We start from the raw sequence: 26,391 nt of genomic DNA, 5'->3' as shown, positions 1-26,391 counted from the left end.
TCCGCAATGGCAGGTGGCTGCTGTGCATCACCGTGCCAGCCGTCACGGATGTCTGTCGCCCGCAGCCAGCACATTCCCAGGTCGCCCGATTTCGCTTGAGAGGCCAACCCTTGCAGGTGCCACAAGAGGGGCAGACGAAGCCGTCCGGCCAGCGTCGTTCTGCCAGATACTCCGAACACGCTTCCTCATCGAAAAAAAGCGCGTCGAACGCTTGGCGGGACATAGGTCTATCGTTTTTCCATCTGGCTGGCATGAGCGGAACAATAAGCGAACATCACAGATTTGCAAGCCCGGTGGCACAACATCCTGTGCCGCCGGAACGAAGGGGATAAGCCTTTAGGCGGCAATCGCGCGTTGGCCGAGCGTGGCCTCGCCGATCCACGGGGTCAGCGAGGCCGAATACATCGCCATGCGCAGGTTGACCGCGAGCGCCGAGACGAGCGCGATCAGGGTGGGCGCGCCGTCGCCCAGCAGTTGCAGCGCGGTGAATTGTGCCGCCCCGGCGATGACCAGCACGGAAAAGCTCATGGTTTCCAGTATGTTGAGCCCGGCCTCGGTCGCGACCACGCCGAACAGAAGCGAGAACGGCACGATCACGAGGATGAAGGGCGCGCCGTCGCGCACGCCTTGCCAATAGATCGATTTGGTGGTTTGAGTTGGCACCGTCCGCCCCTGAATGACCGCCTGTCCCGACACCGCCTATCCAATGCAAGGAGGAGATGCAATTGGCCCAGAGCGATGACCTATCCGGCTATGTGATCGCGCCAGACCCTGCCGCGCCGCGCCTGACGCGGGTGGTGGAGGGGGTGGACCACGAGGGCAAGCCGTCGCGCATCTCGGTGGTGGAGGAACGCCCGCTGACGATCTTTCTCAACGGTCAGGAAATCGTGACGGCGATGACCATCGGCGATTATCCCGAATACCTGGCGCTCGGGTTCCTGCGCAATCAGGGGATGCTGGCGACGGGCGAGGTGGTGCGCGGGGTCGATTACGACGAGGACCTCGAGACGGTCGTGGTGCGCACCGACGGGCAGACCACCTATGAAGAGAAGCTGAAGAAGAAGACCCGGACGAGCGGCTGTGCCGTGGGCACGGTCTTTGGCGACATGATGGAGGGGTTGGGGGGCGTGCGCCTGCCTGAGGTGGAGGTGAAGACCTCGGATCTCTATGCGCTCGCCTCGAAGATCAACCGCACCCCGTCGCTGTATCTTGAGGCCGGGGCGATCCATGGCACGGTGCTGTGTCAGGGCGCGCAACCGCTGGTCTACATGGAGGATGTCGGCCGTCACAATGCCGTGGACAAGATCGCGGGCTGGATGCTGAGTGAGGGGGTGAGCGCGGGCGACAAGACGCTCTACACCACCGGGCGACTGACCTCGGAGATGGTGATCAAGACCGCGATGATGGGCATTCCGGTGCTGGCCTCGCGCTCGGGCTTTACCGCCTGGGGGGTCGAGATCGCGCGGCAGGTCGGGCTGACGCTGATTGGCCGGATGCGGGGCAAGCGGTTCGTCTGTCTCGCGGGCGAGGAGCGGGTGCTGCGCGACGCGGAACCCGCGAGCGTCGATGAGGAAAGCCCCAAGCACCGCCGCAAGGGGGGCGAGGTATGAGTGCGCCGCTCGGGGTGATCCTTGCCGGGGGGCAGGCGACGCGGATGGGCGGTGGTGACAAGGGGCTGTTGGCGCTTGGCGATGGCGTGATCCTCGACCATGTGCTGGCAAGGCTGACGCCGCAGGTGGGGGCGGTGGCGCTCAATGCCAATGGCGCCCCGGCACGGTTCGCGGGGTTCGGTCTGCCGGTGCTGCCCGATCCGATTGCAGACTATCCCGGGCCGCTGGCCGGCGTTCTCGCCGGGCTCGACTGGGCGGCGGGCGAGGGGGCCGAGGCGATCGTGACGGTGGCCGCCGACACGCCGTTCTTCCCGCGTGATCTGGTGGCGACGTTGCGATCGGCGGCGGAGGGCATGGCGCATCCGCTGGTCCTTGCCGCGACGCCGCGCGGCGAGGAAGAGACCAAGTCCATGAGCCGGGGCGGGCAGGTGCGGCATCCGACCTTCGGCCTCTGGCCGGTGGCGCTGCGCGACGACCTGCGCGCCGCGCTGGAGGACGGGCTGCGCAAGGTCGTGCTCTGGACGGATAAGCACGACGGGCGCGAGGCGCTTTTTGACGAGGCGGATGCATTTTTCAACGTCAACACGCCCGAGGATCTGGCCGAGGCACAACGGAGGGCGGCGGCATGAGATTATACGGCGTGACCGGCTGGAAGAATGCCGGCAAGACCGGGCTGATGGAGCGGCTGGTGGCGGAAATCACCGGGCGGGGCTTCAGCGTCTCGACGGTCAAGCACGCGCATCACACGTTCGACGTGGATCATCCGGGCAAGGACAGCCATCGCCACAGGGTGGCGGGGGCGCGCGAGGTGCTGCTCGCGTCGCGCAACCGCTTTGCCCTGATGCACGAGTTGCGCGAGGCGGCGGAGCCTTCGCTGGAGGTGCTGTTGCAAAAGCTGAGCCCGGTCGATCTGGTGTTGGTCGAGGGCTACAAGCGCGACCGCCACCCCAAGATCGAGGCGTTCCGCGCCGAGACGGGCAATGCGCTCATTGCCCCCGATGATCCGACGATCCGCGCGGTGGCAAGCGATGTGACGCTGGATCTGGACCGGCCGGTCTTCGATCTGAATGATACGCGCGGGATCGCGGATTTCATATTGGCAGAGGTGGGGCTTTGACGGGATTTGACACAGTCGCGATGCTGGATTGGTCGGGCGGCAACGATACCGGGCCAACCCCCTGCCGGGATGCGATCTGGCTGGGGGTCACGCGCGACGGGGTGGACGAGGCCCCGCGCTACCTGCGCAACCGGACAGAGGCCGAGGTGGCGCTCGCACGCCTGATCGAGGAAGAGGGCGCGGCGGGGCGCAGGCTGCTGATCGGGGTGGATTTTCCGTTCGGATTTCCGGCCGGCTTCGCGGAGGCCCTGACTGGCGCCGACACGCCCTTCGCGGTCTGGGACTGGCTGGAAACGGTGATCGAGGATGCGCCTGACGGCAATAACCGCTTTGACGTGGCGGGCGAGATCAACGGGCGGTTCCCCGGGGTCGGGCCGTTCTGGTTCAATGGCCTGCAGCGCGAGATCGCCGATCTGCCGCGCAAGGACACGCGCGCGGGGCATGGCATGGCTGAGCGGCGCGTGGCGGATGCACAGGCGCCGGGCACCTTTACCTGCTGGCAGATGGGCGGCGCCGGGGCCGTCGGCGGGCAGGTGCTGACCGGGTTGCCGGTGCTCAACCGGTTGCGGCGGATGTTCTACGGGCAGGTGGCGGTGTGGCCGTTCGAGGTGCTGGACAAGCCTGTGGCGGTGGTCGAAATCTGGCCGGGCTTGATCAATGCCGCCGTAAAACGCGCCGAGGCCGAGGGCGGCATTCGCGATGCGCATCAGGTGCGGCTGTTGGCGCGTGCACTGGCGCGATTGCCCCATGACCGGCTGGCCGAGATGCTGGCGGTGGATGCGCCTGAGGAGGGCTGGATCCTGGGCCTCGGGCATGAAGAGGAATTGATGGCGACCTGCGACGACACGTTGAGGCCGCCGCCGCTGCGCGACGATTGTTTCGCGCTGCCTGCGGGCGTGGACTGGACGCCGGTAGAGGAGGCGCTGGCGCTGCTGCGCGAACGGCTGCGCGCGGTGGTCGGACAGGAGGTGCTGCCGCTTGGGGATGCCGCCGGGCGGGTGCTTGCCGCGCCGGTGACGGCGCGGCGGGCGAGCCCGCCAGAGGCCAACACGGCGGTGGACGGGTATGGGTTTGCCCATGCGTCATTGACTGAGGGCGATCAGGTCTTGTCGCTGGTCGAGGGGCGCGCGGCGGCGGGGGTGCCGTATCCGGGTGCGGTTCCGCCGGGGCATGCGGTGCGGGTGCTGACCGGCGCGGCGCTGCCCGATGGCGTGGATACCGTGATCCTGCAGGAGGATGTGACCGTCGGCGACGGGCGCATCGCGTTTCGCGCAGGCGTGAGGTCCGGGGCCAATACAAGGCGCGCGGGCGAGGATGTGGAGGCTGGTACCACCGTGCTGGACGCGGGGCGGGTGCTGACGCCTGCCGATCTGGCGCTTTGCGCGGCTGTGGGGCTCGACGATCTGCCGGTCTTCGCGCGGTTGCGCGTGGCGGTGATCTCGACCGGGGATGAGTTGATCGAGCCCGGAGCGCAGGCGCGCGCGGGGCAGATTTACGATGCAAACCGGCCCATGCTCGGCGCGTTGGTGCAGCAGATGGGCTATGACCTCGTGGACCTTGGTCGGGTGTCCGATGATCGCGCTGCCCTGCGCGACGCGCTTGACCGGGGGGCGAAGGAGGCGGATGTGATCCTGACCTCGGGCGGGGCGTCCTCGGGGGATGAGGATCACGTTTCGGCACTGTTGAACGAGACGGGGGCGATGGCGGAGTGGCGGATCGCGCTCAAGCCGGGGCGGCCTCTGGCATTGGGAATGTGGGGCGGTGTGCCGGTCTTTGGTCTGCCGGGCAATCCGGTGGCGGCCCTCGTGTGCACGCTGATCTTTGCGCGCCCTGCGATGGCGGTGTTGTCGGGCGCAGGCTGGCATGTGCCGCAGGGGTTCGACGTGCCTGCGGGGTTCGAGAAGCGCAAGAAGCCGGGGCGGCGGGAATACCTGCGCGCGCGTATCCGGGATGGTCGCGCCGAGGTGTTCAAATCCGAAGGCTCAGGCCGGATCAGCGGGCTGAGTTGGGCCGAGGGGTTGGTGGAACTGCCCGGTGGGCCTGCGGAAATCCGGCCCGGCGATCCGGTGCGCTATATCCCGTTCGGCAGTTTTCTGGGGGGCTGACCGGGTTGGGGGCGCTGCCCCCGTCGCGCGAAAGCGCGACACCCCCGGAATATTTTTGGCAAGATGAAGCCGGGATCAGGGGTTCGGCGTCGCGACATGCACCTGCGTGCCCCATGCGACGCAATTCTCGGTCAGGCGGGCGGGCAGGGTGGCGTCGGTGAACATCTGGTCGACATCGCGCAGCGAGCCGATGCGCACCGGCGCGCTGCGCTGGAACTTGGAGTGATCGGCGACCAGAAACACCTCGCGCGAGCGATTGAGAAGGGTCTGGCCGACGACCACTTCCTGAATGTCGAAATCGAGCATGTCGCCGTCTTCATCCATCGCCGAACAGCCCAGAATCGCGTAGTCGAACTTGAAATTCTCGATGGTGCGCGCGGTCAGGTTGCCGACAAGGCCATTGTCCGATCGCCGCAGCGCACCACCGGCGACGACGATCTCGCAATCGGTATTGGCGAGCAGGATCTGCGCCACGTTCATGTTGTTGGTGACCACCATCAGGTTGCGGTGATCCATCAATTCGCGGGCTACTGCCTCGGTCGTGGTGCCGATGTCGAGAAAGAGCGAGGCGTCATCCGGGATAGCAGAGGCGCAGGCGCGGGCGATGGCCTGTTTGGCGGGCTCGTTGAGGCGGCGGCGTTCCTCGTAGAGGATGTTGCTGACGCCCGAGGGCAGGATCGCGCCGCCGTGCACGCGCTCCAGCTTGCCGGCATTGGCCAGTTCGGTGAGGTCGCGGCGGATGGTCTGAACGGTGACGGCGAAGCGTTCGGCGAGGTCCTCGACCATGACCTTGCCTTCGGCGCGGGCAATCTCGAGAATATCGGGCTGGCGGAAGGTTTGCGACATGGCGGGCCTTGATCGTGGTTCGGTTCGATTATGTTCGTTTTGATGCCGCTTGCAAGCACCGCCTCCGCCGCATTGCAGCATATGCGCCCGAATCGGACGGTTTTCTGCGCGTTTGACGTTGCGTCAGATACGATCACGCGCGCTTCGGCCGGTCAGAATGTGGGATCTCTGAAGATTTTCCTAATGAAATCAGCGGATGCGAATTAAAAAGAAAATAAACGAACATTATTTCTTGACGATACGCCGCGAAAAATGGTTCGTTTCCGCTCACACCTTTGGAGGAGGGGCGCGTGGAAAGCCGCGAGGACAACATCGTTGATCTGTTTGTCATTGGCGGCGGCATAAACGGCTGCGGCATCGCGCGCGATGCAGCGGGGCGCGGTCTGTCGGTCGAACTGGCCGAGATGAACGATCTGGCCTCGGCGACCTCCTCGGCCTCGACCAAGCTGTTTCACGGCGGGCTGCGCTATCTGGAATATTTCGAGATCCGGCTGGTGCGCGAGGCGCTGATCGAGCGTGAGACGCTGCTGCGCGCGATGCCGCATATCAGCTGGCCGATGCGGTTCGTGCTGCCCTATCACCGCGACATGCGCTTCGAGGCGGAAACGCCGACCTCGCGCATCCTCAGCCTCGTGATGCCCTGGATGAAAGGGCGGCGACCGGCATGGCTCGTTCGGTTGGGGCTGTTTCTTTATGACCATTTGGGCGGGCGCAAGATCCTGTCCGCGACCCGCACGCTCGACCTGAGTGACGCGCCCGAGGGCACGCCGCTCAAGGACAAGTTCGCACAGGCGTTTGAATACTCCGATTGCTGGATCGAGGACAGCCGCCTTGTCGTGCTCAACGCCCGCGATGCCGAGGCGCGCGGCGCGCGCATCCGGGTGCGCACCAAGGTGCGGACCGCTGAGCGCAAGGGTGATTTGTGGGCCGTCACGCTGGAGGATCAGGAGACCGGTGCAGTCGACGTCGTGCAGGCGTGTGCGCTGGTCAATGCGGGCGGTCCCTGGGTCAAGGACGTGATTTCCGACACGCTGCGGCTCAACTCCTCGGAGGGGGTGCGGCTGGTACGGGGCAGCCATATCGTGACCCGCAAGCTCTATGATCACGACAAGTGCTATTTCTTTCAGGGCGGCGACGGGCGGATCATCTTTGCGATTCCCTACGAGGGCGAGTTCACACTGATCGGGACCACCGATGCCGAGCATACGGATGCGGATGTGACGCCCGAATGCACGCCGGACGAGGCCGAGTATCTGTGCAATTTCGCCAGCCAGTATTTCGAGCGCCCGGTGACGCGCGACGACATTGTCTGGAGCTATTCGGGCGTGCGGCCGCTCTATGATGACGGGGCGAAATCGGCCACGGCGGCGACGCGCGATTACGTGCTGTCGCTGAGCGAGGGGCAGGGCGCGCCGCTGCTCAACGTGTTCGGCGGCAAGATCACCACCTATCGAAAGCTGGCCGAGGCCGCGCTGGCCAAGATCACGCCCTACTTTCCCAAGGCAGGACAGGACTGGACCGCGGGCGTGGCCTTGCCCGGCGGGGATTTCGCCGTTGACGGGTTCGACCGGCTGGTGAAGGATTTGCAGGCGGCCTATCCGTTCCTCGGCCCGGACTGGGCGCGGCGCCTGGCGCGTGCCTATGGCACCGAGGCACGGGAGATTTTGGGCGATGCGCAATCGGCGGCGGATCTTGGCCCCGATTTTGGCGCGACGCTGACCGGCGCCGAGGTGCGCTGGCAGATGCGCCGGGAATATGCGCGCGAGGCGGCGGATGTGGTCTGGCGGCGCACACGGCTGGGGCTGAAGATGCGCCCGGAGCAGATTGCGGCGCTAGACGAGTGGATGCGGCAAGAGCAGGGCGCGACCGATGCCGCTCCGCGTGCCGCCAAAGGATGAGCGGGGACAAGAGCGAATGACGCTGACATTGGAGGGGGTGTCGAAACGGGTCAACGGGCGGGTGCATATCCACCCGACCGATCTGACGCTCGAGGCGGGCACGATGAATGTGCTGCTTGGGCCGACGCTCTCGGGCAAGACCTCGATCATGCGGCTGATGGCGGGGCTCGATGCGCCCACCACGGGCCGGATCCTGTGGCAGGGGCAGGACGTGACCGGCATGCGCGTGCAGGATCGCAAGGTGGCGATGGTCTATCAGCAGTTCATCAATTACCCGTCGATGACCGTTTATGACAACATCGCCTCGCCGATGAAACTGATGGGTAAATCCAAGGCCGAGATCGACGCGGCGGTGCGCAAGACCGCCGATCTGATGCAATTGTCGCCGATGCTGGACCGCAAGCCGCTGGAGCTGTCGGGCGGACAGCAGCAGCGTTGTGCGCTGGCGCGGGCGCTCGTGAAGGATGCCGGTCTGGTGCTGCTCGATGAACCGCTGGCCAATCTCGACTACAAGCTGCGCGAGGAATTGCGCGCCGAAATCCCCAAGATCTTCGAAGAGGCGGGCAGCATATTCGTCTATGCCACGACTGAGCCGGAAGAGGCGCTGCTTCTGGGTGGCAACACCGCCACGCTGTGGGAGGGGCGCGTCACGCAGTTCGGGCCCACGCCGCTGGTCTACCGTCAGCCGCAGGACGCCACCACCGCGCGCGTCTTCAGCGACCCGCCGATGAATTTCCTGCCGGTGACCAAATCCGGCGCGCGGATCAGTTTCGGCGATGGGCAGAGTGCCGCTGCGATCGGCGGCATGGCTGATCTGGCGGATGGCGACTATATCGCCGGGTTCCGGCCCAATCATCTGGAGCTGGAGGCGCATGGTGAGGTGATGGCGTTCGATACCACGCTGAGCGTGACCGAGATCACCGGGTCGGAAACCTTCGTGCATCTCGATCATCATGGCGAGCGCTGGGTCGGGCTGATCCACGGGGTGCGCAACCTTGAGCCGGGCAGCGATTTGCGGGTCTATCTCGATCCCGCGCATGTCTATGTGTTCGAAACCCATGGCGCGCTGGTGGCCCCGGCGCCCTATGCGCAAGCCGCCTGAGGGGGAGAGAATGGCAAAGATCACGCTCGACAATCTGGCGCATAGCTACCTGCCCAATCCCGGCGGCGAGGACGATTATGCGCTCAAGGAACTCAATCACGTCTGGGGCGATGGCGAGGCCTATGCGCTTCTGGGAGCGTCGGGCTGTGGCAAGTCCACGCTCTTGAACATCATCTCGGGGCTGTTGCACCCGTCGCGGGGGCGCATCCTGTTCAATGATCAGGACGTGACGGGTCAGGTCACCGCAGAGCGCAATATCGCGCAGGTGTTCCAGTTTCCGGTGGTCTATGACACCATGAGCGTCCGCGACAACCTGGCCTTTCCGCTGCGCAATCGCGGGGCGAAACCGGCCTATGTGGCCGAGCGGGTGCAGACCATCGCCAAGATGATCGGGATGGAGGCGGAACTGGGCCGCAAGGCGCGCGGGCTGACAGCGGATGCCAAGCAGAAGATCAGCCTTGGCCGGGGTATGGTGCGCGAGGATGTGCATGCGCTCTTGTTCGACGAGCCGCTGACGGTGATCGACCCGCATATGAAATGGGAGTTGCGCACGCAATTGAAGGCGCTGCATCACGAGTTCGGGCACACGATGATCTATGTCACCCACGACCAGACCGAGGCGCTGACCTTCGCCGACAAGGTGGTGGTGATGCATGATGGGCGCGTGGTGCAGGTCGGCACGCCCGAAGAACTGTTCGAGCGGCCCGAGCATACCTTTGTGGGGTATTTCATCGGGTCACCGGGGATGAACCTTCTGGATGCGCGGGTCGAAGGTGCGACCGCCATCGTGGGCGGCACGGAAATTCCGCTTGGCGCCGATTACGGGCGGCCCGGCGGGCGTGTGCAGATCGGGGTGCGGCCGGAATTCGTGGCGATGGCCGAGGGCCAAGACGGCCTTGCCGTGCGCCTCAAGCGGGTCGAGGATGTGGGCCGCCACAAGATCATCCGCTGCGATTTTGAAGGGCAGGCGGTCAATGCCATCGCCCCCGAGGGCGCAGAGGTGCCCGCCGACCTGAGCCGCGTGGTGTTCGACCGGGCGGCGGTGAATGTCTATTCCGACGACTGGCGCGTGGCCCCCAAATCCAAGACAGAGGAGGCCGCGTGATGGACAAGACGGTCAATCAAAAGGCGTGGTTCCTTGTGCTGCCGGTCCTCATTCTGGTGGCGTTCTCTGCCGTCATTCCGCTGATGACGGTGGTCAACTATTCCATTCAGGATGCCTTCGCCGGAGAGTTCTACCCGCTTGATGACAAGCTGATGTGGTTCCGCGAACTGCTCGAGGATGACCGGATGTGGAACGCCTTGCGGCGGCAGGCGATCTTTTCCGCGACGATCCTCGCCATCGAAATCCCGCTCGGCGTCTTCGTCGCGCTCAACATGCCCAAGCGGGGTGCCTGGGCGTCGCTGTGCCTCGTGCTGATGTCGCTGCCGCTGCTCATCCCGTGGAACGTGGTGGGCACGATCTGGCAGATATTCGGCCGGGTCGATATCGGGCTTCTGGGCTATACGCTGGATGCGATCGGGGTTGATTACAACTATACGCAGGATGCGCTGGATGCCTGGGTCACGCTGATCGTGATGGATGTGTGGCACTGGACCTCGCTGGTGGCCCTGCTGGCCTATGCCGGGCTGCAATCCATCCCCGACGCCTATTATCAGGCCGCCAAGATCGATCAGGCGAGCCGCTGGGCGGTGTTCCGCTACATTGAGTTGCCCAAGATGATGGGCGTGCTGATGATCGCCATTCTTTTGCGCTTCATGGACAGTTTCATGATCTATACCGAGCCGTTCGTGGTCACCGGCGGGGGCCCTGGCAACGCCACCACCTTCCTGTCGATTGATCTGGTGAAGATGGCGCTGGGACAGTTCGACCTTGGCCCGGCGGCGGCGTTCTCGATCATGTATTTCCTCGTGATCCTGCTGATTTCATGGGTGTTCTACACCGTGATGGTCAATCTCGACAAACGGGAGGGCAAGTGATGTCTGGTCTCGCCAAGGCAGTCGTCATCCTCGGGCTCGACCCGAGGATCTGCGGGGCAAGAGATCCTCTGGTCACGCCAGAGGATGACATGGCGCGGGAGGGCTTGAGCCGATGAGCACTGCAACCACAACGCGCGCCCGCAGCCTGCCCCGGATCAACTGGGTGATGCTGCTGTATCTCTTGTTCCTGATGCTGCCGATCTACTGGCTCATCAACATGAGCCTCAAGACCAATGACGAGATCCTCGGCACCTTCTCGCTCTGGCCGCAGAACCTGACGTTCCAGAACTACGTGACGATCCTGACGGATTCGAGCTGGTATATGGGCTATGTCAATTCGATAATCTACGTGACGATGAACACGCTCTTGTCGGTCGCGGTGGCGCTGCCTGCGGCCTATGCGTTCAGCCGGTACAATTTCCTCGGCGACAAGCACCTGTTCTTCTGGCTGCTGACCAACCGCATGGCCCCGCCCGCCGTTTTCGCGCTGCCGTTCTTTCAGCTGTATTCGTCGGTCGGCCTATTCGACACGCATATCGCGGTGGCGCTGGCGCATACGCTCTTCAACGTGCCGCTGGCGGTGTGGATCCTCGAGGGGTTCATGCGCGGCGTGCCCAAGGAGATCGACGAGACCGCCTATATCGACGGCTATTCCTTTCCGCGCTTCTTCGTGAAAATCTTCATGCCGCTGATCGCGTCGGGCGTGGGCGTGGCGGCGTTCTTCTGCTTCATGTTCTCATGGGTGGAGCTGCTGCTCAGCCGCACGCTGACCAGTGTGGACGCCAAGCCGATTGCCGCGACGATGACGCGGACGGTGTCGGCGAGCGGTTTGGACTGGGGCGTGCTCGCAGCGGCGGGGGTGCTGACCATCGTGCCGGGGGCACTCGTAATCTATTTCGTGCGGAATTACATCGCCAAGGGCTTTGCCTTGGGCCGCGTATGAGGGAGGACTGAACATGGCTTGGATGGCTTGGACATGGCCCACGGCGATCTTTTTCCTGACGATCGCGGGGCTGCTGATCACCTTCACGGTGCTCGCCCTCAAATTCCCCGAGACCCCGCGTGTGGGGATACTCAGGATCGAGACGACGCGGGGCGATCGTCTCTTCATCACGCTTCTGGGCTCGGCCTTCATCAATCTGGCCTGGCTCGGACTTGTCGGCGCGAACCAACCCTATGCGCTGATCGTCTGCCTGATCTATGCTGCGGCGGTGTTCCGCTGGGTCTAGACAGGCATCATCCACTTCAAGAGTTCTGATAGGGAGGAAAATCAATGAACTTGCGAATGAAAACAACCACCGCGCTGGTGACGCTGGGCCTGATGGCCGGGCCCGCCTTCGCGGATATGGAGGCCGCGACGGCCTTCCTCGACGAGGAGATCGGTGATCTCTCGTCGCTTTCCCGCGCCGAGCAGGAAGCCGAGATGCAATGGTTCATCGACGCGGCGCAGCCTTTCGCGGGCATGGAGATCAAGGTGGTGTCGGAGACCATCGACACCCATAGCTACGAATCCAAGGTGCTGGCCCCAGCCTTTACCGCGATCACCGGCATCGAGGTCACGCACGACCTGATCGGCGAGGGCGACGTGGTCGAGAAGCTGCAGACGCAGATGCAGTCGGGTGAGAATATCTATGACGGCTATGTCAACGATTCTGACCTCATCGGCACCCATTGGCGCTATCAGCAGGTGCGTAACCTGACCGACTGGATGGCGGGCGAGGGCGCGGATGTGACCAGCCCGACGCTCGATATCGACGATTTCATCGGGCTGTCGTTCACCACCGGCCCCGATGGCAAGGTCTATCAGTTGCCGACCCAGCAATTCGCGAACCTCTACTGGTTCCGGTATGACTGGTTCAACGACGAAAAGAACCAGGCCGATTTCAAGGAGGCCTATGGCTATGATCTGGGCGTACCGGTCAACTGGTCGGCCTATGAGGATATCGCCGAGTTCTTCACCGGGCGCGACCTGAGCCATATGGGTGTCGAGACCGAGGTCTTTGGCAACATGGATTACGGCAAGAAAGACCCCAGCCTTGGCTGGCGCTATACCGACGCGTGGATGTCGATGGCCGGGATGGGAGACGTGGGTGAGCCCAACGGCCTGCCGGTCGACGAATGGGGCATTCGGGTCAACGAGAACTCGCAGCCCGTGGGCTCCTGCGTGGCGCGGGGCGGGGCGACGAACAGCCCGGCGGCCGTCTATGCCGTGACCAAGGCGATCGAATGGCTTGAGAAGTATTCGCCCCCGGCGGCGGCTGGCATGACCTTCTCCGAGGCGGGCCCGATCCCCGCGCAGGGCAATGTCGCGCAGCAGATGTTCTGGTACACGGCGTTCACCGCCGCCTCGGTCAAGCCCGACCTGCCGGTGATGAACGAGGACGGCACGCCCAAGTGGCGCATGGCCCCCTCGCCGCACGGTGTCTACTGGGAGGACGGCATGAAGGTGGGCTATCAGGATGCAGGCAGCTGGACCCTGATGAAATCCACCCCCGTGGACCGCGCCAAGGCCGCATGGCTCTATGCGCAGTTCGTCACCTCCAAGACGGTGGACGTGAAGAAGGCCCATACCGGCCTGACCTTCATCCGCGAGTCGACGATCCAGCACGACAGCTTTACCGAGCGCGCCGACAAGCTGGGCGGTCTGGTCGAGTTCTACCGCTCGCCTGCCCGCGTGCAGTGGTCGCCCACGGGCACCAACGTGCCGGATTATCCGAAGCTGGCGCAACTGTGGTGGCAGAATATCGGTGACGCCATGTCGGGGGCCAAGACCCCGAAAGAGGCGCTCGACGGTCTGTGCGAGGATCAGGAGCGGGTGCTCCAGCGTCTGGAACGTGCGGGCATTCAGGGCGATATCGGGCCCAAGCTCAACGAAGAGCGGGATTCTGAATATTGGCTGAGCCAGCCCGGCGCCCCCAAGGCGGCGCTGGAGAACGAGGACGAAGAGCCTGTGACCATCGCCTATGATGAGTTGATCAAGTCCTGGCAGTAAGCGATTTAACCGGGGCGCGTGCTGCGCGCCCCGGTACCTTCCGTCATCCTCGGGTCAAGCCCGAGGATGACCGCTTTAACATACGGATTACCCCATGACCCATGTCCTCGCCATCGACCAGGGCACCACGTCGAGTCGCGCGATCCTGTTCGACGCGCAGATGCGGATCAGGGCCGTGGCTCAGGAAGAATTCGACCAGCATTTCCCGCAATCGGGCTGGGTTGAGCATGAGGCGAGCGATCTGTGGTCGACCACGGCGGGCACCTGCCGCGCGGTGATCGAAAAGGCGGGGCTGAATATCGCCGATGTCGCCGCCATCGGCATCACCAATCAACGCGAAACCACGGTGGTCTGGGACCGCCACACCGGACAGGCCATTCACCGCGCCATCGTCTGGCAGGATCGGCGCACCGCCGACTACTGCGCGCAACTGCGCGAGGCGGGGCACGAGCCGATGGTGACCGAGCGCACAGGGCTGTTGCTCGATCCGTATTTCTCGGGCACGAAACTGCGCTGGATACTGGAGAACGTCGAGGGTGCGCGCGACAAGGCGGCGGCGGGTGATCTGCTGTTTGGCACGGTTGACTCGTTCCTGATCTGGAAGCTGACCGGCGGCCGCGTGCATGCCACCGACGCCACCAATGCCGCGCGCACGCTGCTTTACGATATCCGCAAGGGACGCTGGAGCGAGACGATCTGCGACCTGCTCGGCATCCCCATGCAGATGCTGCCGGAGGTGCGCGACAGCGCCGATGATTACGGTCACGCGCGCGCCGATCTCTTCGGTCGCGAAATTCCCATTCGCGGCGTCGCGGGCGATCAGCAGGCGGCGACCGTGGGGCAGGCGTGTTTTCAGCCGGGCATGCTGAAATCGACCTATGGCACGGGATGTTTCGCGCTCTTGAATACCGGTACGACGCCGGTGGTGTCGAAAAACCGCCTGCTGACCACGATTGCCTATCAGCTGGATGGTCAGCCGACCTATGCGCTGGAGGGTTCGATCTTCGTCGCGGGGGCGGTGGTGCAATGGCTGCGCGACGGGCTCAAGATGATCCGTCATGCGAGCGAGACGCAGCCCCTGGCCGAAAAGGCCGATCCCAATCAGAACGTGGTGCTTGTGCCCGCCTTCACCGGCCTTGGTGCGCCCTATTGGCGGCCGGAGTGCCGGGGAGCGATCTTTGGCCTGACGCGCAATTCGCGACCCGAGGAATTTGCGCGCGCGGCGCTTGAAAGTGTGGGCTTCCAGACCCGCGATCTCTTGCAGGCGATGCGCGACGACTGGGCCGGGCATGGAGCGGATGCGGTGCTTCGTGTAGACGGCGGCATGAGCGCGAGCGATTGGGCGATGCAATTCCTGTCGGATATCATCGACGCACCCGTGGACCGGCCCGAGGTTCTGGAGACCACGGCGCTCGGGGCGGCGTGGCTGGCGGGGATGCAGATCGGGCTTTATCCCGGGCAGGCCGAATTCGCCGAGACATGGGCGCTGGAGCGGCAATTTCTGCCGCGGATGGACCCGGCGGAGCGCAAGGTGAAAACCGACGCGTGGAAACGCGCGGTCGAGGCGACGCTGGCGTTTTGATCCGGCACCCCGTTGTGCAGCCCTGACGCTGCGCCTACAGTCATGCGACACCGCGCGCAGGAGTGCCCATGCCAGACCTGATTTCCGTCATCGTGCCCGCCCGCAACGAGGCGCAGACCATCGCGCGCGTGGTCCGGGTGTTGCGCGACATGGCCGGGATCGCCGAGGTGGTGGTGATCGACAATGCCTCGACCGATGCCACTGCCGCCGAGGCGGCTGGCGCGGGCGCGCAGGTGGTGACCGAGACACGCCCCGGAATGGGCCACGCGGTGCGCACCGGCATCGGCGCGGCGCGGCACGACTGGGTGATGAAGGTCGATGCCGATCTCGACAAGTTCGACACGGGGCTTTTTTCCAACATGATCCGGGCGCGCGCGCCCGGCGTGGGGCTGATCAAGGGCGCGTGGAACGACCCGAAGGACAACATGCCGATGACCCGCCTGCTGGTACGCCCGGCGCTGGCGGGCATGTTTCCGGGGCTGGGGCGCCTGCGCGCGCCCAATACCGGCATCTACCTCTTTGACAAGTCGCGCATCGCGCATGGCGAATTGGTCGGCGATTATGCCGTGGATCTCGACGTGATGCTGCGCGTCCATGCGGCCGGAGCCGAGGTGGCCGAGGTCGATATCGGGCGGATCGTCCATGATGCGCGAGATGTGAGCCATTACAACGGCATGGCCGAGCAGATCATGGCGTTCTTCCTGTCGCGCCAGCCGCTTGATCTGCTGGGCGAGGTGATCGTGGTGACCGAGCGGCCCGAGACGGTCCTTCGCACGGCGCTTGGCCACGCGGCGCGCAAGCTCATGTCGGGGGCGCGGGTGACGTTTGCCTTGGGCGAAGGGCCGGGACTGGACGTGCTGTCGGAGGCGGTCGCGCCTTTTCCCACGGCGCGGATCGTAGCGCTGGACGATCTGTCCGGGGTGGCACCCTCCGCGCATGCGGCGCGGCTGACGGTGATTGCCGGGGAGGGGGCGGCCCTGACGGCGGCCCGGTCCTGCGCGACGCGCCACGCCACGGCCTTGCCGGTGGAGCTGTGGCGGATGCCGGGCGCGGGGGAGACCGTTGGCGATATCTCCGTCGACATTGCCGAAGGGGCAGAGATCAAGCGCGCGGCATTGGAACGGCTGGACGGGTCGGCGCAGGTTGCCCTGCGCGAGGTGTTCCGCGTCGAGGGTGACGTAGCGCAGGAGCCGTCATGCTCGGGTCAAGCCCGAGGATGACATTGTATTGCGTGTCTCACGCGCCCTTGAAATTCACCTCGCCCTCATGCTCCATCGCACGTGCGCGCGCTGCGGCCACGCTCGGGCAATCCTCGCGCGCACGGCGTGAGCGCAGACGCCCGTATTGCCCGATCCCAATGGCCAGCAGGATGATCGCGCCGCCGGGCAGTAGGCCGGGGCCGGGGTCCTCACCAAGGAGCACCATGGCGATCAGGATCGCGGCCAGCGGCGAGAACGAGGTGGCCAGCGAGACATCGCCGGAGCGCGCGTATTTCAGCCCGAGCGCCCAGGCGAACTGCCCGCCGATCACTACGATCAGCGCGTAGATCCAGACATATTCCCAGACCAGCGGGTGGAACACATCCTGGAAATGGTCCGGCCCGAACAGGTAGATCGCGAGGAAGAAGTAAAAGATGGTGCCCACCAGGGTGCGGTAGATCGCGTAGATCCCCAGAGGGATGCCGCGCAACCCAGTGCGCGCCACCAGCGTCGAGGCGATATACGAAAGCGTCGCCAGCAGCGTGCCGAATTCGCCCTTGCCCAGCTCGAACGCACCACCGCCGTTGAGCCACAGCATCAGGACCGCGCCGCAGAGCGCCACCAGACCGGCAACGAAGGCCCAGGGCTCGAATTCCTCGCGCAGGAACAGCCAGGTCGCGAGCAGAAAGAGCGGCGGCTCGATCCGGCCCATCAGGACGACATTGGTCACGGTGGTCTTCTCCAGCGCATAAAAGAACAGCCCCGGCGTCAGCGCCGAGGACAAAAAGGCCGAGAGCGTCAGGATCATCCAGTGTTTGCGCGTCAGCTTGCGCAGGTTCTCCATCGTCCATTCGCGCCAAAACATGAAGCTCATCGGCACCAGCGACATCAGCGAGCCGACGAAGAGCAGGTTGCAATAGGTGATGACATTGCGCCCCATCACCTGGTTCTGCATGCCGATTTCCACGAGCAGCGACACGATGGAATTGCCAGCGGCGAAGATGAACACCGCCAGCCACGCGAGGCCCGCCCCCATCAGAACGCGGGAGTTGTCGGGCATGGTCTGGGAGGAACTCTGGCTCATCGCTGCCATCCTGATGAAAATGGTTTGGCTGAGGTCAGCGTGCGCCCAATCAGTGATTTGCGCAAGCCATGTGGCCACACGCCGGTTCACGTTGCGGAAAGCGGCGCGTAATATTGTTACCGGCGCGCGCTCTCGTCTCACGGTTGCGTGCGCCCGCGTGAGGGCCTGCGTGATTGCTCTTGTAAAATGCCCGTTGCGGGGCAACGTTGGCCCCGGTGCCGCCCGCGCCGAAGCCAGAGAGATGCCACGCCGATGACCCCGCCCAAAGAGACGCCGACCACCGATTTCGTCACGATTTTTGATGAAACCTACGATCAGCCCGATTGCCGAGCCTATTTCCGGATGATGGATGCGCTGGGCTATCGCAATCAGCATCATGCGGTGGCGGCGTTCCGCGCGGGGCTGGATGAGGTGATGCGCCTGCGTGGGATAGATGCGCCGAGGGTGTTCGATTTCGCAAGCAGTTACGGGATTGTCAGCCTGCTGATGGGCCATGACGTGACGCTGGAGGAGGTGCTACGCCGCTACCGCGCGCCGCAGTTCGAGGCCGCGACGCCGCAGCAGGTGATGGATTGGGATCGTAACTGGCTGGCAGAGCGGCGCTGGCGGGATGGGACGATTCGCTTTGCCGGGCTCGACGTGATGCCCAATGCGGTGGCCTATGGCGCGCAGGTTGGGCTGTTCGAGGCGGCCTTTGCCGAGGATCTGGAGACCAATGATCCGTCAGGCGCACTCGCGCTTGAGTTGTCGCAAGCGGACCTGATCGTCGAATGCGGCTCGGTCGCGCAGCTCATGCCGCGCGCGCTCGATCGCATGCTGGCGGCCTGTGGACCGGTCAAGCCGTGGCTGATGACCTCGCCCATTCGCGGCAATGAGCGCGCGGCGGCGGCAGAGGTGCTGCGCGCGCATGGCATGGTACAGGAGGTTCTGCCGCTGCCGCCCTTCGTGCATCGCCGCTTCGAGAGCACCGAGGAGCAGGCGCGCGCCATCGCGAACGCGCAGGCCGCAGGGCACCAAACAGACGGGACCGAGACCACCGGGCATTTCCACGCGCAGGTCCTGCTCGCGCGGCCCGAGGGGGAACGCACCGATCCCGCCACATGGCGCCTTCCGCTGAGCGTGGCACCGTTGCCGGACGCGTTCTAGAGAGTTGCCGTGCCCCGCCGCTCTGGTCTATGCTCTGGGCGTTGATCCACGTTGATTTGAATGACCCGTCAGATGAGACAGCTGAACACATGCCCGATGCGGTTTCCCGTGCGACTGCCGGGCCGGTCCGGCCCGCGCCCCGAGATGCGGGGCTGAGGTGATGCGCGGTCAGGGTGTCTTGCTGCTGATCGCGGCTGTGGGGCTCGGCTATGGCGGGGGTCTTTGAGGGGCTGGCGGATTATCTCGAAAGCGTCGGCACGGACCGCGCGCAACTGGCCACGGCGTTGATTTATCCCGCTTTCGTGGCCGCCGTGTCGCTGCTGGTCTGCGGCATCCTGATGGTCAATGTCGCCCCCGAGATCGCCGCGATGTTCGCGGTGACGGGCGCGAATTGCCGCCCCTCACGCAGTTCGTCATGGGGGTGAGCGATTGGGTGCAGGCGCATCGGATCGCGCTTGGCGTCGGCGTTGCGGGTAGCATTTTCGGCCTGATCTTCGCATTGCGCGTGCCCGCAGTGCGCGACCGCTGGCACGGCATGGCCCTGCGCCTGCCGGTGATCGGGCGGCTCTTGCGACTGTCGGCGGCGGCGCAATACCTGCGCACGCTGGCGCTGGTCATTTCCAGCTGTCAGACCGTGGTCGATGCCGTCACCTCTGCAAGCGACGTGCTGGTCATCCGCCGGTTTCGCGACGAGGCGCTCGATCTCGCAGAGGCCGTGCGCTCGGGCGAAAGCCTGAGTCAGGGGCTGGTGCGGATGAGCCTAATTCCCCCTGTCTGTCGCCAACTCGTTGATGCAGGTGAGAAATCCGCGCGTCTTGGTCGGATGACCGAACGCGCGGCGGTGCTGGTCGAGACATGGCTCACCAATGAGCGCAAGCGCGTGTCGGCGCTCATTGACCCGCTCCTGATGATGGTCGTGGGCGGACTTGTGCTGGCGATCCTGTTGCCGATCTTCGATCTGCAAGCCTCGGTCGGCTAACCGACGCGGTAGGGCAGCACCCCGCGCTCGTCCGGCGTGACCTGAAGCCGTCGTTCCAAGGGGGGCACTGAGCGTTGGTGACACTCCGTGCGCTCGCAGATGCGACAGGAAATCCCGATGGGCTCGAACGCGCGGGCATTGGTCACGTCGAGGTCGTCGGCATAGACCAGATCGCCCGCATGCTTGACCTCGCACCCTAAAGCTATGGCAAACCGGCGCACCGGTGCTCCGAAACTGCCCCCCGGTTTGCTGACATCGCAGGCAAGGCTGATATAGCGCACCCCGTCCGGCGTCTCGGCCAGTTGCCGCAGAAAGCGGCCCGGCGTCTCGAACGCGCGATGCACATTCCACAAGGGGCAGGCCCCGCCGAAGCGCGCAAATTGCAGCCGCGTGGCGGAATGGCGCTTGGTGATCGTGCCCGCCTGATCGACCCGGACAAAGAAAAACGGGATGCCCTTGGCCCCGGGGCGTTGCAGGGTCGAGAGGCGGTGACAGACCTGCTCGACCGACGCGCCAAACCGCATGGCGAGGATCTCCAGATCGTGGCGCACCTCCTGTGCTGCTGCCAGAAACCGCCCGTAGGGCATGAGCGCCGCCCCGGCGAAATAATTGGCGAGGCCGATCTTGGCGATAGCCCGCGCGCCCTCGGACTGAAATCGGGCGAAATCGAGCGTTGCCTCCAGCAGTTGATCTTGCGTCAGAAGTGCGAGTTGCAGCAAAAGCTGAAAGCGCCGGGTCTCGGGGGCGGCGCGGGTCGAGAGCGTCAGCAGCCCGGTGGACCGGTCGTAATGGCGCAGGGTGGGGGTATCCGCCTCGGTCACCGTGACGCCGATCTCCTTGAGGCGGCGCAGGGCCACTGTGTCGATCTCGGCGCGCGCCCCCCCCTCGGCAAAGCGTTCGGCGGCATGATCGACCGCGTCGATATAGTTGTCGCAATAGTGAAAGAAATCGCGCACCTCGTCCCAGGCGCTGGTCTGGCCGCGCGCATCCTCGCGCCCCAGGGCCTCGTCGAGCGAGGCCAGCCGCTCATGGGTCTGGCGATAGGCGCTGTGTAGTTCGAGAAACGCGCGCGCCAGCGCCGGGGCATTCGAGGCAGTGAGCCGCAGATCGGCCAGCGGGGGTGGATCGCCAAACACCGGATCGGCCAGCGCCTCGCGCATGTCGCTGACCAGCCGTTCGGCATCACCGGTGCTGAGTTCGGTGACGTCAAAGCCGAATTCCTGCGCCAGCGCCAGAACCACCGTGGTCGAGACCGGGCGGTTGTTGTTCTCCATCTGGTTGAGATAGGGCAGGGACACGCCAAGCTTGGCCGCGAAGTCCTTTTGCGTGAGGTTGAGCCGTTGCCGCGTCTCGCGCAGCTTGGCCCCGGCATAGAGTTTCTGAGTGGCCATGAACCCCCCAATTTTTGCAGATTAGCTATGTTACAAAGTAGGTTTGCAAACTCATTTGGGCAAGCAAAACACACCTGAGCATGAACTTTCCACGCCACGGGCAAAATGTTCGATTATGAAAACTTTAGGCGATTGCACCGTGGATAAATCAAATTTTTGAGATATAAATCTAAAGTCATACGCCGATCCTTGGCCCCAGGCACATCAGCGGCTCACTGGATCTTTCGACCTCGTAAAGCTCCGACATGACGGTTTCACCAGAGAAGCGGGCGATCAACCCGCTGCCCGTACGCTCGAAACTCCAGCATTGCGGGTCGGGCCGATTCTCGTAGACGAAACAGATGAGATCGTCCTGCTCGTACCAATACCCCTCCTGGCATTCACCATCGAGAAACGACCAGCGCACCCGGCGATTGTCGAGATATTCCTCGCCGCCATAGGCCTGCCCGCCTGCGCCGTAATAGAAGGTGTGGCCGCGCGTATAGGCGTCGAAGTCTTCGGCGCTCATCTGCGCATGGGCCGGGGTGCCGAGGGCGGCAATGAGGATCAGGACTCGCATCCCGTCAGCTTGCCAGATCGCGCGGCGCCTCGCCAGAGGGAACCTGCCTGTACCAGCCTGCGGCGCCCATCCCGATTGTGGCAACGGTGTCGGGTCGCATCCGGTGACTAGTTGCAACGTGGAGGGGCATACCCTTGGCTCGGTTGTCATGCGGTTATGGTCTGGCATGTTGGCCTCGCATTGGCGGCGCGCAGAGAGCAAGACCGGCTGGATTTCGTGATATTCGGACGCCGGAACGCATCTGGCGGGGTAAATGTCGTTTTTGATCCCGCAGGGCATTCCGGCGGGCGTTAGATGTCGCGCAAGGTAAAGCGAGGATGACCGCATGGCACTGGATGAGCGCAAGGGCGTCTGGAAATCGGGCAAGGGCAAAGGGCGGCGCACGCCGAAGGGCCGCCAGCTTGAGGATCAGGCATGGGACGAGGTGCGCGCGCTGTTGGGTGACGGGCCACGGCGGCGCGATCTGCTGATCGAATATCTGCATCTCATTCAGGACGAATACGGCCATCTGTCTGCCGCGCATCTGAGAGCATTGGCTGAGGAATTGCGCATCGCGCAGGCCGAGGTTTACGAGGTGGCAACTTTCTACGCGCATTTCGACGTGGTCAAGGAAGGCGAGACGCCGCCGCCCGCGCTGACCATCCGGGTCTGCGATTCCCTCAGCTGCGAGATGGCGGGCGCTCAAGCGCTCAAGTCGGCGCTGGAGGAGGGGATGGACCCGGCGCAGGTGCGCGTGCTGCGCGCGCCCTGCATGGGCCGCTGCGATACCGCGCCGGTGCTGGAACTCGGCCACAACCATATCGACAACGCCACGCCCGAAAAGGTGCAGGCGGCGATTGCGGCGGGCGACACCCACGCACATCTTCCGGAATATCAAGACTTTGCGGCCTATACCTCATCCGGCGGCTACACCACGCTTGCAGACCTGCGCGCACGGGGCGATTTAGAGACCGTGCAGCAGACGCTGCTTGATTCGGGGCTGCGCGGGCTTGGTGGGGCGGGCTTTCCGTCGGGCAAGAAATGGGGCTTCGTGCGCGCCGAGAAAGGGCCGCGCTACCTGGCCGTGAACGGCGACGAGGGCGAGCCGGGGACGTTCAAGGACCGCTACTATCTCGAACGCGAACCGCATGTCTTTCTCGAAGGCATGCTGATTGCCGCATGGGCGGTCGAGGCCGAGCGCTGTTTTATCTACATGCGCGACGAATACCCCGCCGTGCTGGAAATCCTGCGCCGTGAGATCAAGGCATTGGAGGATGCGGATATCGTCGCCGAGGGCTATATCGAACTGCGCCGTGGCGCGGGCGCCTATATCTGCGGCGAGGAATCGGCGATGATCGAATCGATCGAGGGCAAGCGCGGATTGCCGCGTCACCGCCCGCCTTTCGTCGCGCAGGTCGGGGTCTACAACCGCCCCACGCTCGTCAACAACGTCGAGACGCTCTACTGGGTCACGCGCGTGCTGCGCGAGGGTGGCGAGATCCTCTCCGGCGTCGAAAAGAACGGTCGCAAGGGGCTGCGCTCCTACTCGGTCTCCGGGCGCGTGAAAAATCCTGGCGTCCACCTGCTGCCGGCCGGCTCGACCATCACCGACATCATCGAGGCGGCTGGGGGCACGCTCGACGGCCATACGCTGAAGGCTTATCAGCCGGGCGGGCCGTCTTCGGGTCTCTTGCCTGCCTCGATGGATGACGTGCCGCTCGATTTCGACACGTTGCAGCCGCATGGCACCTTTATCGGCTCGGCCGCCGTGGTGGTCCTGTCGGATCACGACCGCGCCCGCGATGCGGCGCTCAACATGCTGCGGTTTTTCGAGGATGAAAGCTGCGGGCAGTGCACGCCGTGCCGGGTCGGCTGTGAGAAGGCGGTCAAGCTGATGCAGGCCGACACCTGGGACCAACCGCTGCTGGCAGAGCTGTGCACGGCGATGGCCGATGCCTCGATCTGTGGTCTGGGGCAGGCCGCGCCAAACCCAATTCGCCTGACCATGAAGCATTTCGCCGACGAAATCTGAGGCAGGCACCGTCTTCCATATCCCGCCGATCCGCATTAGGTCAGGGGTGACACGCGGATCGGAGGGCGCATGGCGTTTTTCTCGAAACTCAAGGAACGGCTGTTCAAATCCTCGTCCAAGCTGGACGAGGGGCTGGAGGCCATTGTCGAAGACGGCGGCGAGTCGGAGACCCCGCCCAGCCCCGAGCCGCAACCCGAGCCGGAGCCGGAGACCCCGACGCCACCCCGGCCCGAGCCCGAGCCGCAACCGGAGCCGCCCGTTGTCCCGCCGCAACCGGATGAGACCCCGCCGCCGACCCCGGTAGAGCAGCCCGTCGAGCGACCGCAGGAGGTGCCAGAACCGCCCCCCGAGGCCATCGCCACCCCCGCGCCCATGGAAATCCCCGATGATCTGCCCGCCGCTGCCCCGCGCGCGGGCTTTCTCGGTCGGCTTCTGGGGCGCGGCGAAGAGCGGGTCGTCACCCGCCGCGCGCTCGACGATGACATGCTCGAAAGCCTCGAAGAACTGCTGATCACCGCCGATATGGGCGTCGAGACCGCGATGCGCGTGACCGCCAACATGGCCGAGGGGCGGATGGGCAAGCGGCTGTCCTCGCAGGAAATCAAGAAGTTGCTGGCGCATGAGATCGCCCGCATCATGGAGCCGGTGGCGCGCCCCATGCCGATCTACGCCAAGCGTCCGCAGGTGGTTTTGGTGGTCGGCGTCAACGGCTCGGGCAAGACCACGACCATCGGCAAACTTGCGAGTCAGTTCAAGGCCGCCGGAAAATCGGTGGTGATCGCGGCGGGCGACACATTCCGCGCCGCCGCCGTCGAGCAATTGCAGATCTGGGGCGACCGCGCGGGCGTGCCGGTTCTGACGGCACCCGAGGGCTCGGACCCCGCAAGCCTTGCCTTTGAGGCCATGACCAAGGCCGAGGCCGATGGCGCCGACCTTCTGATGATCGACACGGCGGGACGCTTGCAGAACCGCGCCGACCTGATGGAAGAACTCTCCAAGATCGTGCGCGTGATCCGCAAGAAGGACCCCGACGCGCCGCATAACACCCTGCTGGTGCTCGATGCCACGACCGGGCAGAACGCATTGAGCCAGGTTGAGATTTTCCAGAAGCTCGCCGATGTCTCGGGCCTCGTTATGACCAAGCTCGACGGCACCGCGCGGGGCGGTGTTCTGGTGGCGCTTGCCGACAAGTTCGGCCTGCCGATCCACGCCATCGGCGTCGGCGAGCAGATCGACGATCTGGCCCCTTTTGATCCCGAGGAGTTCGCCGCCGCGCTGACCGGTCTCGACGCGCGATGACCGTTGGACAGATCCGAAGCCCTGCTATTTTTCGGCCAGCCGGATCACATAGAGCACAAGCAGAACGATCCCCGTCGCCATCGCGGCCAAGGGCATCTGCCCCGAGCCGCAGGCCAGACCGATCGCGCCTGCCATCCACATGGACGCGCCCGTGGTGATATTGTGCACTTGGCCGCCCGAGGTGAAAATGGTTCCGGCGGCGAGAAAGGCGACCCCGGCGGTCACCGCCTCGATCAGGCGTAGCGGATCGACGCGCATTGCATCCTGGGCCCCGAAGGGCAGGGCGGCGAGTTGCTGGCTGACCAGAATGAACAGGCAGGCCGCCATCGACACCAGCATATGCGTGCGCAGGCCCGCCGGTTTCTGCTTGCTTTCACGCTCGGCCCCGATCACCGCACCGCGCAAAAGCGCCGCGACCAGTCGGGTGCCTGCGATGAGCGGTGGAACGGCACCGAACGTGCCCGAAAGCTCGTTGATAATGGTCTCCATCACGTGCTGTTCCATGCCGTCCTTCCTTGGTTTTGACCGTGATCCTAGCATGATCCGTCGCGATGATGCGAGACGGGTTGCATGAGCGACTGGCTGATCTCGCTGGAGGGCACCGAGGCGGGCCGTCACCTTGCCATGGTGCTGGCGCTGGCCGCCGCGTTCCTGCACGCGGTCTTTGGCGCGTTGCAAAAAGGGCGGCATGATCCGTGGCTGAGCCGGGGGGCGATCGACCTCAGTTACTGCATCATGGCAGCCCCCTTCGCGATTTTTGTCGTGCCCTGGCCCGAGGCGCATATGTGGCCGATCTTTGCGGGCGCGGTGCTGATTCACATCGGCTACAAGATCCTGCAGGCAATGGCCTACACCAAGGGCGCCTACACGGTCGTCTATCCGGTGGTGCGCGGCACCGGGCCGCTTTTCACCGTGATCGGGGCCTGGCTCATTTTCGGCGAGCTTTTCACGCCGGTACAATGGACGGGGGTGGCGGTGCTGCTCTGTGGCATCTACGGGCTTGCGGTCTACAACCTGCGCACGCTGACGCTGGATCGCGAGACGATGCCGCTGGCGCTTGGCCTTGCGGTGGCGACGGGGCTCTTCGTGGCGCTCTATACCACCTATGACGCCTATGGCATCCGTGCGGCGGCCGATCCCTTCACCTTTCTGGCGTGGTTCTTCTTTCTCGACGGGATGAGCATCCTGCCGATTGCCGGGCTGCGGTGGCGCAACATGGTGGCGCGCCCCGCGATTGGCCCGCTGGCATTGCGCGGCGTGGCGGGCGGGCTGGTGGCGTTCTTTTCCTTCGGCTCGATCATGCTGGCCACGCGGCTCGACAAGGTGGGCGAGGCGGCGGTGCTGCGCGAGACTTCGACGGTCTTCGCCGCCCTCATCGGCTGGCTGGTGCTCAAGGAAACCGTGGGGCCGCGGCGGATTGCGCTCATGGGGTTGATTGCCACCGGGGCGGTCATAGTTGAATTTGGCGGATGAACGCGCGACAAGCGGGTT

25 protein-coding genes and 1 pseudogene are annotated in these 26,391 nt (G+C 64.7%); 19 read left to right on the top strand and 7 right to left on the bottom strand.

What is annotated here, in order from left to right:
- Positions 1–253 (bottom strand): transposase (locus BMX04_RS14555; RefSeq protein ID WP_139194571.1); only part of this gene is annotated, 253 nt, incomplete at its 3' end.
- 86 nt (positions 254–339) lie between these two features.
- A pseudogene (locus tag BMX04_RS14550) lies at positions 340–663 on the bottom strand (AzlC family ABC transporter permease); the annotation flags it as partial.
- Between the two features lie 56 nt (positions 664–719).
- Between BMX04_RS14550 and BMX04_RS14545 the strand changes: the two are divergent.
- The 4 genes from BMX04_RS14545 to BMX04_RS14530 are packed head-to-tail and all read left to right on the top strand — an operon-like array spanning position 720 to position 4,832.
- Positions 720–1,610 carry a formate dehydrogenase accessory sulfurtransferase FdhD gene (locus BMX04_RS14545; protein WP_074787646.1) on the top strand — a complete coding sequence of 297 codons (891 nt, stop codon included), beginning with the start codon at positions 720–722 and terminating at the stop codon, positions 1,608–1,610.
- Entirely contained in the window at positions 1,607–2,239 is a 633-nt protein-coding gene (gene mobA, locus BMX04_RS14540) for a molybdenum cofactor guanylyltransferase MobA (protein ID WP_074787645.1), read from the top strand. The genes BMX04_RS14545 and mobA overlap by 4 nt, the downstream gene beginning before the upstream one ends.
- Entirely contained in the window at positions 2,236–2,727 is a 492-nt protein-coding gene (gene mobB, locus BMX04_RS14535) for a molybdopterin-guanine dinucleotide biosynthesis protein B (protein ID WP_074787644.1), read from the top strand. Before mobA ends, mobB begins: the two co-directional genes overlap by 4 nt.
- Entirely contained in the window at positions 2,724–4,832 is a 2,109-nt protein-coding gene (locus tag BMX04_RS14530) for a molybdopterin-binding protein (RefSeq protein WP_175477379.1), read from the top strand. Before mobB ends, BMX04_RS14530 begins: the two co-directional genes overlap by 4 nt.
- A gap of 75 nt (positions 4,833–4,907) precedes the next feature.
- Here the strand turns inward: BMX04_RS14530 and BMX04_RS14525 are convergent, their stop codons facing one another.
- Positions 4,908–5,678, bottom strand: coding sequence for a DeoR/GlpR family DNA-binding transcription regulator (locus BMX04_RS14525; RefSeq protein WP_050661049.1), 771 nt, complete (start codon positions 5,676–5,678; stop codon positions 4,908–4,910).
- Between the two features lie 290 nt (positions 5,679–5,968).
- Between BMX04_RS14525 and glpD the strand changes: the two genes are divergently transcribed.
- The 9 genes from glpD to BMX04_RS14480 all read left to right on the top strand — a co-directional run bounded on the left by glpD (position 5,969) and on the right by BMX04_RS14480 (position 16,452).
- Entirely contained in the window at positions 5,969–7,576 is a 1,608-nt protein-coding gene (gene glpD, locus BMX04_RS14520) for a glycerol-3-phosphate dehydrogenase (RefSeq protein ID WP_074787652.1), read from the top strand.
- 16 nt (positions 7,577–7,592) lie between these two features.
- Positions 7,593–8,678 (top strand): ABC transporter ATP-binding protein, encoded by a 1,086-nt coding sequence (locus BMX04_RS14515; protein WP_074787642.1) that lies wholly within the window; start codon positions 7,593–7,595, stop codon positions 8,676–8,678.
- 10 nt (positions 8,679–8,688) lie between these two features.
- Positions 8,689–9,783 carry an ABC transporter ATP-binding protein gene (locus BMX04_RS14510; protein WP_074787641.1) on the top strand — a complete coding sequence of 365 codons (1,095 nt, stop codon included), beginning with the start codon at positions 8,689–8,691 and terminating at the stop codon, positions 9,781–9,783.
- Entirely contained in the window at positions 9,783–10,658 is an 876-nt protein-coding gene (locus BMX04_RS14505; RefSeq protein WP_050661051.1) for a carbohydrate ABC transporter permease, read from the top strand. Before BMX04_RS14510 ends, BMX04_RS14505 begins: the two co-directional genes overlap by 1 nt.
- Positions 10,659–10,770: 112 nt before the next feature.
- Positions 10,771–11,601 carry a carbohydrate ABC transporter permease gene (locus BMX04_RS14500; protein ID WP_050661052.1) on the top strand — a complete coding sequence of 277 codons (831 nt, stop codon included), beginning with the start codon at positions 10,771–10,773 and terminating at the stop codon, positions 11,599–11,601.
- Between the two features lie 13 nt (positions 11,602–11,614).
- Entirely contained in the window at positions 11,615–11,887 is a 273-nt protein-coding gene (locus BMX04_RS14495) for a DUF2160 domain-containing protein (protein ID WP_050661055.1), read from the top strand.
- Positions 11,888–11,931: 44 nt separating this feature from the next.
- Positions 11,932–13,650, top strand: a complete 1,719-nt coding sequence (locus tag BMX04_RS14490) for an ABC transporter substrate-binding protein (protein WP_074787640.1) — start codon at positions 11,932–11,934, stop codon at positions 13,648–13,650.
- A 94-nt stretch (positions 13,651–13,744) separates the two neighbouring features.
- Positions 13,745–15,232 (top strand): glycerol kinase GlpK, encoded by a 1,488-nt coding sequence (glpK, locus tag BMX04_RS14485; RefSeq protein ID WP_074787639.1) that lies wholly within the window; start codon positions 13,745–13,747, stop codon positions 15,230–15,232.
- 68 nt (positions 15,233–15,300) lie between these two features.
- The gene (locus BMX04_RS14480) at positions 15,301–16,452 is read left to right on the top strand and encodes a glycosyltransferase (RefSeq protein ID WP_074787638.1); all 1,152 of its coding nucleotides are present in this window, start codon (positions 15,301–15,303) and stop codon (positions 16,450–16,452) included.
- Positions 16,453–16,468: 16 nt separating this feature from the next.
- On the opposite strand, the gene BMX04_RS14475 is transcribed toward BMX04_RS14480, so the two are convergent.
- The gene (locus BMX04_RS14475; protein WP_074787637.1) at positions 16,469–17,515 is read right to left on the bottom strand and encodes a DMT family transporter; all 1,047 of its coding nucleotides are present in this window, start codon (positions 17,513–17,515) and stop codon (positions 16,469–16,471) included.
- 252 nt (positions 17,516–17,767) lie between these two features.
- On the opposite strand from BMX04_RS14475, the gene BMX04_RS14470 reads away from it, so the two are divergent.
- The 3 genes from BMX04_RS14470 to BMX04_RS14460 all read left to right on the top strand — a co-directional run bounded on the left by BMX04_RS14470 (position 17,768) and on the right by BMX04_RS14460 (position 19,640).
- Positions 17,768–18,661 (top strand): hypothetical protein, encoded by an 894-nt coding sequence (locus tag BMX04_RS14470; RefSeq protein WP_074787636.1) that lies wholly within the window; start codon positions 17,768–17,770, stop codon positions 18,659–18,661.
- A 209-nt stretch (positions 18,662–18,870) separates the two neighbouring features.
- On the top strand, positions 18,871–19,086 hold the full coding sequence (locus BMX04_RS14465) for a hypothetical protein (protein ID WP_074787635.1): 216 nt from the start codon (positions 18,871–18,873) through the stop codon (positions 19,084–19,086).
- Positions 19,077–19,640 (top strand): type II secretion system F family protein, encoded by a 564-nt coding sequence (locus tag BMX04_RS14460; protein ID WP_074787634.1) that lies wholly within the window; start codon positions 19,077–19,079, stop codon positions 19,638–19,640. Before BMX04_RS14465 ends, BMX04_RS14460 begins: the two co-directional genes overlap by 10 nt.
- Here the strand turns inward: BMX04_RS14460 and BMX04_RS14455 are convergent.
- The gene (locus BMX04_RS14455; protein ID WP_074787633.1) at positions 19,637–21,031 is read right to left on the bottom strand and encodes a helix-turn-helix domain-containing protein; all 1,395 of its coding nucleotides are present in this window, start codon (positions 21,029–21,031) and stop codon (positions 19,637–19,639) included. The two genes, BMX04_RS14460 and BMX04_RS14455, sit on opposite strands and share 4 nt — an antisense overlap.
- 175 nt (positions 21,032–21,206) lie before the next feature.
- On the bottom strand, positions 21,207–21,590 hold the full coding sequence (locus tag BMX04_RS14450; RefSeq protein WP_074787632.1) for a hypothetical protein: 384 nt from the start codon (positions 21,588–21,590) through the stop codon (positions 21,207–21,209).
- A 325-nt stretch (positions 21,591–21,915) separates the two neighbouring features.
- Between BMX04_RS14450 and BMX04_RS14445 the strand changes: the two genes are divergently transcribed.
- The gene (locus tag BMX04_RS14445; protein WP_074787631.1) at positions 21,916–23,601 is read left to right on the top strand and encodes an NAD(P)H-dependent oxidoreductase subunit E; all 1,686 of its coding nucleotides are present in this window, start codon (positions 21,916–21,918) and stop codon (positions 23,599–23,601) included.
- Positions 23,602–23,670: 69 nt separating this feature from the next.
- Positions 23,671–24,900, top strand: a complete 1,230-nt coding sequence (gene ftsY, locus BMX04_RS14440; protein WP_074787630.1) for a signal recognition particle-docking protein FtsY — start codon at positions 23,671–23,673, stop codon at positions 24,898–24,900.
- A 24-nt stretch (positions 24,901–24,924) separates the two neighbouring features.
- Here the strand turns inward: ftsY and BMX04_RS14435 are convergent, their stop codons facing one another.
- Positions 24,925–25,404 carry an MgtC/SapB family protein gene (locus tag BMX04_RS14435; RefSeq protein ID WP_244888560.1) on the bottom strand — a complete coding sequence of 160 codons (480 nt, stop codon included), beginning with the start codon at positions 25,402–25,404 and terminating at the stop codon, positions 24,925–24,927.
- 66 nt (positions 25,405–25,470) lie between these two features.
- On the opposite strand from BMX04_RS14435, the gene BMX04_RS14430 reads away from it, so the two are divergent.
- Positions 25,471–26,373 carry an EamA family transporter gene (locus BMX04_RS14430; protein ID WP_074787629.1) on the top strand — a complete coding sequence of 301 codons (903 nt, stop codon included), beginning with the start codon at positions 25,471–25,473 and terminating at the stop codon, positions 26,371–26,373.
- Positions 26,374–26,391 lie beyond the last annotated feature (18 nt).

Source organism: Roseovarius tolerans (assembly GCF_900109855.1).
Taxonomy (GTDB): Bacteria; Pseudomonadota; Alphaproteobacteria; order Rhodobacterales; family Rhodobacteraceae; genus Roseovarius; species Roseovarius tolerans.
This window is presented reverse-complemented; position numbering and strand designations above follow the sequence as displayed.

Coding starts and splice junctions, on each gene's coding strand:
- BMX04_RS14515 (WP_074787642.1), top strand. CDS start 7,593: ATGACGCTGACATTGGAGGGGGTGTCGAAACGGGTCAACGGGCGGGTG.
- BMX04_RS14445 (WP_074787631.1), top strand. CDS start 21,916: ATGGCACTGGATGAGCGCAAGGGCGTCTGGAAATCGGGCAAGGGCAAA.
- BMX04_RS14505 (WP_050661051.1), top strand. CDS start 9,783: ATGGACAAGACGGTCAATCAAAAGGCGTGGTTCCTTGTGCTGCCGGTC.
- BMX04_RS14470 (WP_074787636.1), top strand. CDS start 17,768: ATGACCCCGCCCAAAGAGACGCCGACCACCGATTTCGTCACGATTTTT.
- BMX04_RS14490 (WP_074787640.1), top strand. CDS start 11,932: ATGAACTTGCGAATGAAAACAACCACCGCGCTGGTGACGCTGGGCCTG.
- BMX04_RS14500 (WP_050661052.1), top strand. CDS start 10,771: ATGAGCACTGCAACCACAACGCGCGCCCGCAGCCTGCCCCGGATCAAC.
- ftsY (WP_074787630.1), top strand. CDS start 23,671: ATGGCGTTTTTCTCGAAACTCAAGGAACGGCTGTTCAAATCCTCGTCC.
- BMX04_RS14435 (WP_244888560.1), bottom strand. CDS start 25,404: ATGGAACAGCACGTGATGGAGACCATTATCAACGAGCTTTCGGGCACG.
- BMX04_RS14495 (WP_050661055.1), top strand. CDS start 11,615: ATGGCTTGGATGGCTTGGACATGGCCCACGGCGATCTTTTTCCTGACG.
- glpK (WP_074787639.1), top strand. CDS start 13,745: ATGACCCATGTCCTCGCCATCGACCAGGGCACCACGTCGAGTCGCGCG.
- mobB (WP_074787644.1), top strand. CDS start 2,236: ATGAGATTATACGGCGTGACCGGCTGGAAGAATGCCGGCAAGACCGGG.
- BMX04_RS14545 (WP_074787646.1), top strand. CDS start 720: ATGCAATTGGCCCAGAGCGATGACCTATCCGGCTATGTGATCGCGCCA.
- mobA (WP_074787645.1), top strand. CDS start 1,607: ATGAGTGCGCCGCTCGGGGTGATCCTTGCCGGGGGGCAGGCGACGCGG.
- BMX04_RS14480 (WP_074787638.1), top strand. CDS start 15,301: ATGCCAGACCTGATTTCCGTCATCGTGCCCGCCCGCAACGAGGCGCAG.
- BMX04_RS14450 (WP_074787632.1), bottom strand. CDS start 21,590: ATGCGAGTCCTGATCCTCATTGCCGCCCTCGGCACCCCGGCCCATGCG.
- BMX04_RS14475 (WP_074787637.1), bottom strand. CDS start 17,515: ATGAGCCAGAGTTCCTCCCAGACCATGCCCGACAACTCCCGCGTTCTG.
- BMX04_RS14460 (WP_074787634.1), top strand. CDS start 19,077: ATGGGGGTGAGCGATTGGGTGCAGGCGCATCGGATCGCGCTTGGCGTC.
- BMX04_RS14430 (WP_074787629.1), top strand. CDS start 25,471: ATGAGCGACTGGCTGATCTCGCTGGAGGGCACCGAGGCGGGCCGTCAC.
- BMX04_RS14455 (WP_074787633.1), bottom strand. CDS start 21,031: ATGGCCACTCAGAAACTCTATGCCGGGGCCAAGCTGCGCGAGACGCGG.
- BMX04_RS14510 (WP_074787641.1), top strand. CDS start 8,689: ATGGCAAAGATCACGCTCGACAATCTGGCGCATAGCTACCTGCCCAAT.
- BMX04_RS14465 (WP_074787635.1), top strand. CDS start 18,871: ATGGCGGGGGTCTTTGAGGGGCTGGCGGATTATCTCGAAAGCGTCGGC.
- BMX04_RS14525 (WP_050661049.1), bottom strand. CDS start 5,678: ATGTCGCAAACCTTCCGCCAGCCCGATATTCTCGAGATTGCCCGCGCC.